General features: G+C 69.1%; 10 protein-coding genes and 1 tRNA gene. 10 read left to right on the top strand and 1 reads right to left on the bottom strand.

Features of this window, described 5'->3' with window-relative positions; translation table 11 throughout:
- The first annotated feature begins 48 nt into the window (after window positions 1-48).
- The 3 genes from ABEU20_RS19045 to ABEU20_RS19055 are packed head-to-tail and all read left to right on the top strand — an operon-like array spanning window position 49 to window position 964.
- Window positions 49-252, top strand: coding sequence for a DUF4244 domain-containing protein (locus tag ABEU20_RS19045; protein WP_420165938.1), 204 nt, complete (start codon window positions 49-51; stop codon window positions 250-252).
- Entirely contained in the window at window positions 249-605 is a 357-nt protein-coding gene (locus tag ABEU20_RS19050) for a TadE family type IV pilus minor pilin (protein ID WP_420165939.1), read from the top strand. Before ABEU20_RS19045 ends, ABEU20_RS19050 begins: the two co-directional genes overlap by 4 nt.
- Window positions 602-964 carry an Rv3654c family TadE-like protein gene (locus ABEU20_RS19055; RefSeq protein WP_420165940.1) on the top strand — a complete coding sequence of 121 codons (363 nt, stop codon included), beginning with the start codon at window positions 602-604 and terminating at the stop codon, window positions 962-964. The genes ABEU20_RS19050 and ABEU20_RS19055 overlap by 4 nt, the downstream gene beginning before the upstream one ends.
- Window positions 965-968: 4 nt before the next feature.
- Here ABEU20_RS19055 and ABEU20_RS19060 read toward each other — a convergent pair whose 3' ends face one another.
- Complete coding sequence (locus ABEU20_RS19060) at window positions 969-3,275, bottom strand: DEAD/DEAH box helicase (protein ID WP_420165941.1); 2,307 nt, start codon at window positions 3,273-3,275, stop codon at window positions 969-971.
- Window positions 3,276-3,710: 435 nt separating this feature from the next.
- Here ABEU20_RS19060 and ABEU20_RS19065 point away from each other — a divergent pair, with 435 nt between their 5' ends.
- The 7 genes from ABEU20_RS19065 to ABEU20_RS19095 all read left to right on the top strand — a co-directional run bounded on the left by ABEU20_RS19065 (window position 3,711) and on the right by ABEU20_RS19095 (window position 9,627).
- Entirely contained in the window at window positions 3,711-3,914 is a 204-nt protein-coding gene (locus ABEU20_RS19065; RefSeq protein ID WP_005515803.1) for a cold-shock protein, read from the top strand.
- Window positions 3,915-4,117: 203 nt separating this feature from the next.
- Window positions 4,118-4,702 (top strand): hypothetical protein, encoded by a 585-nt coding sequence (locus ABEU20_RS19070; protein ID WP_420165942.1) that lies wholly within the window; start codon window positions 4,118-4,120, stop codon window positions 4,700-4,702.
- Window positions 4,703-4,847: 145 nt separating this feature from the next.
- Window positions 4,848-7,736 (top strand): type I DNA topoisomerase, encoded by a 2,889-nt coding sequence (topA, locus tag ABEU20_RS19075; protein ID WP_420165943.1) that lies wholly within the window; start codon window positions 4,848-4,850, stop codon window positions 7,734-7,736.
- Window positions 7,737-7,780: 44 nt separating this feature from the next.
- Window positions 7,781-8,968 (top strand): DNA polymerase III subunit delta', encoded by a 1,188-nt coding sequence (locus ABEU20_RS19080; protein ID WP_420165944.1) that lies wholly within the window; start codon window positions 7,781-7,783, stop codon window positions 8,966-8,968.
- A 62-nt stretch (window positions 8,969-9,030) separates the two neighbouring features.
- Window positions 9,031-9,103, top strand: a tRNA-Thr gene (locus tag ABEU20_RS19085).
- A 56-nt stretch (window positions 9,104-9,159) separates the two neighbouring features.
- Window positions 9,160-9,384, top strand: a complete 225-nt coding sequence (locus ABEU20_RS19090; protein ID WP_420165945.1) for a hypothetical protein — start codon at window positions 9,160-9,162, stop codon at window positions 9,382-9,384.
- Window positions 9,385-9,429: 45 nt separating this feature from the next.
- Window positions 9,430-9,627, top strand: a complete 198-nt coding sequence (locus ABEU20_RS19095; RefSeq protein WP_420165946.1) for a hypothetical protein — start codon at window positions 9,430-9,432, stop codon at window positions 9,625-9,627.
- Window positions 9,628-9,791 lie beyond the last annotated feature (164 nt).

Consider the following 9,791-nt stretch of genomic DNA (forward strand, 5'->3'; position numbering starts at 1 on the left):
GTCTCCGGCACGGACAAGCCGCGCCGGTATCGATGGAGGGGGAAAGCAATGTGGTCGAGGATGTTTCGAGGGGTTCAGGTCCGGATCATGACGGCCGCCGCGGGCGACGACGGCATGTCGACGGCCGAGTACGCGATCGGCACCATTGCGGCCGCGGCGTTCGGTGCGGTGCTGTACACGGTGGTCACCGGCGATTCGATCGTGTCGGCGCTGACGGGCATCATCGACAAGGCGCTCGCCACGGCGGTGTGACGAAATGCCCCGGCGCGCGCGGTGACACGGGCGCGGTCACGGTGGAGGCGGCGATCGCGATCGCGTCCATCGTGACTGTCGTGGTGCTCTGCATCGGGGCGATCGTGGCCGTGTCCACTCAGGTGCGGTGCATCGATGCCGCGCGCGAGGCGGCCCGACTCGCTGCTCGCGACGACCGCACCAACGCGGTCGTCGCGGCGGGCCGGGTGGCCCCGACCGGCGCGGAGATCGCGATCCGGGACGACGGCGCGTTCGTCGTCGCGACCGTGCGCGCGCGGGCGACGCTGTTCCCGCTGGTCGAACTGTCCGCGGAGGCGGTGGCCGTGAAGGAACCGGACCAGGAGAGCGGATGAGGTCGAAGTCGTTGCTGCGGGATGAGTCCGGCGGCGCGACGGTGCTCGCGTGTTTCGTGCTGGCGGCACTGGTCGTCGTCACGGCGGCCCTCGTGCACCTGGGTGGTGTCGTCGTCAACCGGCACCGGGCGCAGGCCGCGGCCGACCTCGCGGCCCTCGCCGCTGCCTACGCGCTCGACGGTGGGGACGAATCCGCCTGCGCGGCGGCGTCGTCGATCGTGGATCGGATGCGGGTCGAACTCGCGGGCTGCTCGGTCGAGGGCTGGCAGGTCGTCGTATCGACGACGGCGTCGACGGGTTCGGGGGTGCTGCCGATCGGTCCGGCCCGAGCCGTTGCCCGGGCCGGCCCCGTCGAATGACCTCTCAGACCGAGGGGTCCGACGGGGTCACCGCGTCCAGGATCGCGGTCAGGACCCGCACCGCGCCGTCTTTGTCGAGCGGATGGTTGCCGTTGCCGCACTTGGGGGAGTGCACGCACGACGGGCACCCGGTGGCGCACTCGCACGCGTCGATCGCGTCCCGCGTCGCACCGAGCCAACGGCCCAGTTCGTCGTGGCCGCGGTCGGCGAACCCGGCGCCACCGGGGTGGCCGTCGTAGACGAACACGGTGGGCAGGCCGGTGTCCGGGTGCAGTGCGGTCGAGACGCCGCCGATGTCGCCGCGGTCGCAGGTCGCGACGAGCGGGAGCAGGCCGATGGCGGCGTGCTCGGCGGCGTGCAGCGCGCCCGGGATCCGGTCCGCTCCGATGCCGTGTTCCTCGAGCAGTTCCGGCGTGATCGTGTACATCACCGCGCGGGTGCGGAGCGTCTGCGCCGGCATGTCGAGTTCCACCGCGTCGAGCACCTCACCCGACGACAGCCGGCGCAGGTAGCCCACCACCTGATGGGTCACCTCCACCTGCACCAGCGCGACGCCGACGTCGCCGTACCGCTTGTGTTCGGCGACGTCGGCGATCGCGATGTCGGTGACCTCGCGGGCCGAGGTGGTCCAGTCCGGTTCCTCCGGGTGGACGAGCGCGAGACCGTCCTCCAAATCGAGATGGTCCACGACGAACGATTCGCCCTGGTGGATGTGCACCGCGCCGGGGTGGGCGGTGGCCGGTGCCCGCCCGGCGTCGACGGTGCCCAGGAGGCGCCCGGACTCGCCGTCGACGATCGCGATCTGGGTTCCGATGCCACCCCGGATGTCGATCGAACTGTGCGGATCCGACTCGGCGGTGACGAACCAACCGCGTGCGCGGCGTCGGATCAGCCCCTGTGCCGCAAGCTCGGTCAGCACCTCGGTGCCGCCGAAGTCGGCCACCTCGGCGTCGGACAGCGGCAGTTCGAGCGCCGCACACAGCAACTGCGGCCCCAGCACGTACGGGTTCGTCGGGTCGGTGACGGTCGCCTCGACGGGACGGTCGAGCAGCGCCGACGGGTGGTGCACGAGGTACGTGTCGAGCGGGTCGTCGCGCGCGACGAGCACCACCAGCGAGCCCTGGCCGCGCCGACCCGATCGACCGGCCTGCTGCCAGAACGACGCGACGGTCCCCGGGAAGCCGGCCACGACGACGGCGTCGAGTCCGGCGATGTCCACGCCCAACTCCAGCGCATTGGTCGTCGCCACCCCGAGGAGCCGGCCGTCGGCGAGGCCGGCTTCGAGTTCGCGGCGGTCCTCCGCGAGGTAGCCGGCGCGGTAGGCGGCGACGCGGCCGGGCAGGTCGGGGTCGACCTCGGCCAGGGCCCGCCGTGCGCCGATCGCGGTCAGTTCGGCGCCGCGCCGGGACCGGACGAACGTCAACGTCCGGGCGCCCTCGACCAGCAGGTCCGCCATGATGCGCGACGCCTCCGACCCCGCTGCGCGTCGGACGGGTGCGCCGTTCTCCCCGGTGACCGAGGGGAGCAGTGGGGGCTCCCACAGCGCGATCGTGCGGGGGCCGTGCGGTGAGCCGTCCTCGGTGACCTGCGCACACGGCGCGCCGACCAGCCGGGACGCGGCCGCCCCGGGGTCGGCGGTGGTCGCGCTGGCGAGCACGAACACCGGGTGCGCGCCGTAACGGGCCGCGATGCGGCGGAGCCGCCGCAGAACCAGCGCGACGTTCGATCCGAACACTCCGCGATACGAGTGGCACTCGTCGACCACGACGTAGCGGAGGTTGCGCAGCAGGTGCGCCCACCGCTGGTGCGATCGCAGGATTCCGATGTGGAGCATGTCGGGATTGGTGAAGATCCAGCGCGAGTTCGCGCGGGCCCACTGCCGGAGTTCTACGGAGGTGTCGCCGTCGAACAGGCTCGGGTGGATCGACCGCAGCTCCGGCTCGGACTCGGTGAGCGTGGCCGTGGCACGCAGTTGGTCGGCGCCGAGCGCCTTGGTCGGCGACAGATACAGCGCCGTTCCGCGGGAGTCACCGGCGAGCGCGGTGAGAACGGGAAGTTGGTACGCGAGCGACTTGCCCGACGCGGTTCCGGTCGCGACGACGACGTGCTCGCCCGCGGCTGCGATGGAGGCGGCGTCGGCCTGGTGGCTCCACGGCTGCGGGATGCCGGCCGCGCGAAGCGCCCGAACCACGGCCGGGTCCGCCCATTCCGGCCAATCGGAGTAGCGGGACACGCGCGGCGGGAGTTCCGCGGTGAAGGTGAGGGGGTGCTCACCGGCCGGGGTACCCGCGAGTATCCGGTCGAGAAGCATCCGACCGAATGAGTCGTCGCCGTTTCCGTCGGCTCGACGGGGATGGGGCGAGGGATTCACGGGGCCTCTCCGAAATCTCGTCGGTGGTGCGTTCTGGGTGCCTGCTATGCGCTGGACCTGCGGTTTCGATCCTATCGACGGCCTGTCGGGAATATCCGTGAGGGGTGTACCGCAGAGTAGCCGGAGTGGCACTGCGTGCAAGATCAACTATTTGCAGTTTTTGTTCGTCTTTCGACTGTTGCGGGCGGGTCGGACGTGGTTGACTATGACCTGGTCGCAGCTTCTGTGTTCGTTTACACGCCCGCAGGATCGATGTTGCGAGCGCGGTGCTTATGCGTTCCTGAGGGGGAATCGAGAAAGTACAGCGGTCGGAACCGGCCCGGTGGACCGGAAGTGCTGTCCATCGAATCCGGTGTAAGAAAGAGAAGGAAAAGCATGGCACAGGGCACTGTGAAGTGGTTCAACGCGGAAAAGGGCTTCGGCTTCATCGCTCCCGAGGACGGCTCCGCTGACGTCTTCGTCCACTACTCCGAGATTCAGGGCAGCGGCTTCCGCACCCTGGAAGAGAACCAGCGCGTCGAGTTCGAGGTCGGCCAGGGCACCAAGGGCCCGCAGGCCACCGGCGTTCGCGCTATCTGATTCGTTCACCAGCTGAACGTCAGAACTGAACGACAGGCAGACATGGTCGTCACGACCATTGCCTGACGTCGTCCCCCGTTGCCGAATCGGCAGCGGGGGACGACTGCGTTGAGGGGCGTGCGCTCCGGGCGTCGCCGCAGTGCTCCCCGGTGCAGATGCGCGAAGAGCGCGAACAACGCGAATTCGTGGCCTAGTGTCCACTTGTGGCCCAGCTGTCGTTCTTCTCCGCCGAGTCGATGCCCCCTGCGGTGACCGATCTCGGTGGACTGCTCGCGGCTCAGGGGCAGGTGGCCGTCTCGAAGGACGGCGCTCGGGTGTCCGTCGTCGTCGACAGCCTGTGGCGGGCCGAAGCGATCGCCACGCTGATGGCCGAGGCGGATCTCGAACCCGAGATCGGCAGTTCGGAAGAAGGGCGGCCGCTCGTCCGGACGGCGTCGGTTCCGCATCTGACCGATCTCGCCGCCCGATGGACTCGGGGAGCGGTCAAATCCGTACCCGCGGGCTGGGTTCCCGGCGCCCGTGAGCAACGGGCGTGGGTCCTGGCGGCCGGACGGGTCGAAGCCGACGGCCAGCGCTATCTGCTCGGGCTGGACCCGCACGCGCCGGACACGCATGTTGTCCTGGCCCAGTCCCTCATGCGGGCCGGCGTCGCTCCGACAATTGTCGGAATCCGAGGGTCCACGCCTGGATTACGCATTTCGGGGAGAAGGCGCCTGATGCACCTCGCCGAGAATATCGGCGAAGCACCCGATGATCCCGACGCTCGCCGCAACTGGCCGCACATTTGAGCGAACGGACCGGGACGGATCTACGTACTCGGCTTCCCGGTGTGACACCCTGTTACTGACCGGACCCGGTATAACGGGGTCGGAGGCGAGATTCGCATCAGGTGCACACGGTGGCACTGATCGAGCAGGAAGGTGCGGACAACAGGTGGCATCACGGGAGAAGAGCACGGCGGACGGAGCGTCCGGCACGCGCCGCCTCGTCATCGTCGAGTCACCGACGAAGGCCAAGAAGATCGCGCCCTACCTCGGCAAGAATTACGTCGTGGAGGCGTCGGTCGGCCACATTCGTGACCTTCCGCGAGGCGCTGCGGACGTGCCCGCGAAGTACAAGGGCGAGCCGTGGGCCCGTCTCGGTGTGAACGTCGACCACGACTTCGAGCCGCTGTACGTCGTCAGCCCGGAGAAGAAGTCGAAGGTCACGGAGCTCAAGAGTCTCCTCAAGGACGCCGACGAGCTGTACCTCGCCACCGACCCCGACCGCGAGGGCGAGGCCATCGCCTGGCACCTCCTCGAGACGCTCAAGCCCAAGGTCCCGGTTCGCCGGATGGTCTTCCACGAGATCACCGAGCCTGCGATCCGCGCGGCCGCCGAGGACACCCGCGACCTCGACAACGACCTGGTCGACGCGCAGGAGACCCGTCGCATCCTCGACCGGCTCTACGGCTACGAGGTCAGCCCGGTGCTGTGGAAGAAGGTCATGCCGAAGCTGTCGGCGGGCCGCGTGCAGTCCGTCGCGACGCGCGTCATCGTGCAGCGCGAGCGTGAGCGCATGGCGTTCCGTTCGGCGGAGTACTGGGACATCTCGGCCACACTCGACGCCGGCGCCGACGCCAGCCCCCGCGCCTTCGGTGCGCGTCTCGTGTCGGTCGACGGCTCCCGGGTCGCGGTCGGACGCGACTTCGGCCCCGACGGCAAGCTCAAGTCCACCGGTGTCACGGTCATCGACGAGGCGTATGCCCGCCGGCTCGCCGAGGCCCTCGAGGGTGTCGACCTGGTCGTCTCTTCGGCCGAGGACAAGCCGTACACCCGCAAGCCGTACGCGCCGTTCATGACGTCGACGCTGCAGCAGGAGGCTGCGCGCAAGCTGCGCTTCTCGTCGGAGCGCACCATGCGGGTGGCGCAGCGTCTGTACGAGAACGGCTACATCACCTACATGCGAACCGACTCGACCACGCTGTCGCAGTCGGCGATCGCCGCGGCCCGCGCCCAGGCCACCGAGCTGTACGGCGCCGAGTACGTGCACGCCACCCCGCGCCAGTACACCCGCAAGGTGAAGAACGCGCAGGAGGCTCACGAGGCGATCCGCCCCGCCGGCGACGTCTTCCAGACGCCGGGCCAGCTGCATTCGCGCCTCGAGAACGACGAGTACCGCCTGTACGAGCTGATCTGGCAGCGCACCGTCGCCTCTCAGATGGCCGACGCCCGCGGCACCACCCTGACGCTGCGGATCACCGGCACCGCCGGCACCGGCGAGGAGTGCACGTTCTCGGCGTCCGGCCGCACCATCACGTTCCCCGGCTTCCTCAAGGCGTACGTCGAGAGCGTCGACGAGGAGGCCGGCGGCCAGTCCGACGACGCCGAGTCGCGGCTGCCGGTGTTGACGCAGGGCCAGGAGGTGACCGCCACCAAGCTCGATCCGGACGGCCACGCCACCAACCCGCCGGCCCGCTACACCGAGGCGAGCCTCATCAAGGCCCTCGAAGAGCTCGGCATCGGTCGTCCGTCGACGTACTCGTCGATCATCAAGACCATCCTCGACCGTGGTTACGTCTACAAGCGCGGCAGTGCGCTCGTTCCGTCGTGGGTCGCGTTCGCAGTGATCGGTCTGCTCGAGACGCACTTCGGCCGACTCGTCGACTTCGACTTCACGGCCGCGATGGAGGACGATCTCGACGAGATCGCCGGCGGCCGGGAACAGCGCGGCAACTGGTTGTCGAGCTTCTACTTCGGCGACGCGGCGGCGGCGGACGACTCGATCGCGCGCGCCGGTGGCCTGAAGAAGATGGTCGGCCAGAACCTCGAGGACATCGACGCCCGCGAGATCAACTCGATCCGCCTGTTCGACGACGCCGAGGGCCGCGAGGTCCACGTGCGGGTCGGACGCTTCGGTCCGTACCTCGAGCGGATGGTCCAGAACCCCGACGATCCCGACGGCGACCTCGTCTCGCAGCGCGCGAACCTGCCCGACGACCTGCCGCCGGACGAACTCACGCCCGAGTATGCGGAGAAGCTGTTCTCGACGCCGCAGGAGGGACGGAAGCTGGGTGTCGACCCGCTGACCGGCCACGAGATCGTCGCGAAGGAAGGCCGTTTCGGCCCGTACGTCACCGAGATTCTGCCCGAACCGGCACCCGAGCCGGAGCCGGACATCGTGCCGGTCGAGGCGCAGGCCGACGGCACCACCAAGACGAAGGCCGTCAAGAAGGCGCCGGCGAAGAAGGCCGCAAAGAAGGCGGCCGGTCCCAAGCCGCGCACCGGATCGCTGCTCAAGTCGATGGACCTGGCCACGGTCACGCTCGAGGACGCCCTCAAGCTGCTGTCGCTGCCGCGCGTGGTGGGTATCGATCCCGAGTCGAAGGAAGAGATCACCGCGCAGAACGGTCGTTACGGTCCGTATCTGAAGAAGGGCACCGATTCCCGTTCGTTGGAGAACGAGGATCAGATGTTCACGGTGACCCTCGAGGACGCGCTGAAGATCTACGCCGAGCCCAAGCGTCGGGGACGTCAGGCCTCGGCGGCCGCGCCGCTGCGGGAACTCGGCAACGACGCCGCTACCGGTAAGCCGATGGTCATCAAGGACGGCCGGTTCGGACCGTACGTCACCGACGGCGAGACCAACGCGAGCCTGCGGAAGGGCGACGAGGTCGAGTCGATCACCGACGAGCGCGCGTCCGAACTCCTCGCCGACCGTCGCGCTCGCGGCCCGGTGAAGAAGAAGGCAGCCGCGAAGAAGGCGCCGGCCAAGAAGGCAGCCGCGAAGAAGACCGCAGCCAAGAAGGCGCCGGCCAAGAAGGCTGCGGCGAAGAAGTCGTGAGCGGTCGCGCCGTCGCCGTCGGCGGGGACAGTTAGGCTCGGCGCGTGGCGGGTGTTTTCGATCGACTGGTCGGCCAGGAGCATGTCGAGGCCGAACTGACGGCTGCTGCGACCGCGGCCCGCGGCGGCGACGCGGGTTCGCGGATGACGCACTCGTGGCTGTTCACCGGGCCGCCCGGGTCGGGGCGTTCGGTGGCCGCGGTGTGCTTCGCCGCGGCACTGCAGTGCACGTCCGACGGCGTCCCGGGTTGCGGGCAGTGCCAGGCCTGCACGACGACGATGGCCGGCACGCATGGAGATGTTCGCCGTGTCGTGCCCGAGGGCCTGAGCATCAGTGTCAGCGAGATGCGCGGCATCGTGCAGACCGCGTCGCGGCGACCCAGCACCGGTCGCTGGCAGGTCGTCGTCGTCGAGGACGCCGACCGTCTCACCGAGGGAGCCGCCAACGCGCTGCTCAAGGTCGTCGAGGAGCCGCCGGAGCGGACGGTGTTCCTCCTGTGTGCGCCGTCCGTGGATCCGCAGGACATCTCCGTGACCCTGCGCTCGCGGTGTCGGCACATTCCGTTGGTGACGCCGAGCGTGGATGCAATCGCGCAGGTGCTGCGGGAGCGCGATCATCTCGATGCCGAGACCGCGGACTGGGCGGCCTCGGTCTGCGGCGGTCACGTCGGACGGGCCCGGCGTCTCGCGCGGGACGGGGACGCACGAAGCCGACGCAAGCGCGCCCTGGCGCTCGCGGGCGCGGCGCTCCGGCCGGGAACCGCCTACGCGGCCGCCGAGGAGTTGGTGCAGGCCGCGGAACTCGAGGCTAAGGAACTGACGGCCCAACGCGATGAGCGTGAGACCGAGGAGATGCGGACGGCGCTCGGTGCCGGCGGCACCGGCAAGGGCGCCGCCGGCGCCCTGCGCGGATCGGCCGGTGTGCTCAAGGAACTCGAACGTCGCCAGAAGTCCCGCGCGACCCGCACCGGACGCGATTCGCTCGATCGCGCGCTGATGGACCTGGCCGGTCTGTACCGCGACGCGCTGGCGTACTCGTTCGGCTCGTCCGCCACGCCGAACCATCCGGACATGGCCGACCATGCGGCGGAACTCGCGGGACGCACGTCGCGGGAGGGGCTGCTGCGCTGCATCGAGGCGATCCTCGACTGCCGGGAGGCGCTCGATCAGAACGTCAAACCCAAGTTCGCGGCCGACGCCCTCGTCGCCCGACTGGGTGCGGAGTTCAGGTAGAACCAGCCCGATTTGCATTTGGGCCGGGGGGACGGGATAGACTCGCGTGCGCCGAAAGGCACGCTGCCTTAGCTCAGTCGGTAGAGCATTTCACTCGTAATGAAAAGGTCGCGAGTTCGATTCTCGCAGGCAGCTCCGAGAGGGCCCCTCACCACCAGGTGAGGGGCCCTTCTGGTTTCCACGGCTCCTTCGTGGACGGCGACCGGGCCGACACCTCGCGATCTCGCGTCGACAAGGGGACGATGAACTGGGGGACGAGCGTTTCCGCCGGCGCCCCGGAAGAAGGAGGGTGGCTCATCGTGTGGATGGAGATCTTCTGGCTCCTCCTCCTCATCGGCGCGTTGGTCACGTTGATACCGATCGCGCGACAGGTGTTCCGTCGATCCGACGACGACCGGCGACACGACGATTCGTGACGAGAGGTCTCGACAGGGCTGCGCGTGAGGCGGCATGCTCGGAAGGTGAGTGATTCGCTGAAGGCCCGCGTTCGCGAGAAACTTCTGCGCCAGCTCTCCGAGAACGGAGGACATCCGGTGGAGGAGGTGGAGAGCGACGATCCGCGCCTCGTCGCGATCGACTTCGATCTCGCCGCCCTCGAGGAGGTCTCCGAGGACGACCCGCTCGTAGAGGAACTGGCCACGAAGTACTGGGTTCCCTGACGCTGACGGAGGTGCAGAGGGCCCGCGTGATGCGACTTCGGGCCCGCAGTGCGGCCTGAACAGGCGATTTGGCATTCTCCGCCCAGTTCGCGTAACTTATTCCAGGTCAGAGCGACACGGACACCGACCCGGACGCGATCTTCACAGGTCAGCGAGGGAAAACG

The organism is Rhodococcus parequi (assembly GCF_046042785.1).
Lineage (GTDB): Bacteria > Actinomycetota > Actinomycetes > Mycobacteriales > Mycobacteriaceae > Prescottella > Prescottella parequi.

Bases quoted from the DNA above. Each gene is read 5' to 3' on its own strand.
- ABEU20_RS19045 (WP_420165938.1), top strand. From the start codon at position 49: ATGTGGTCGAGGATGTTTCGAGGGGTTCAGGTCCGGATCATGACGGCC.
- ABEU20_RS19055 (WP_420165940.1), top strand. From the start codon at position 602: ATGAGGTCGAAGTCGTTGCTGCGGGATGAGTCCGGCGGCGCGACGGTG.
- ABEU20_RS19060 (WP_420165941.1), bottom strand. From the start codon at position 3,275: ATGCTTCTCGACCGGATACTCGCGGGTACCCCGGCCGGTGAGCACCCC.
- ABEU20_RS19065 (WP_005515803.1), top strand. From the start codon at position 3,711: ATGGCACAGGGCACTGTGAAGTGGTTCAACGCGGAAAAGGGCTTCGGC.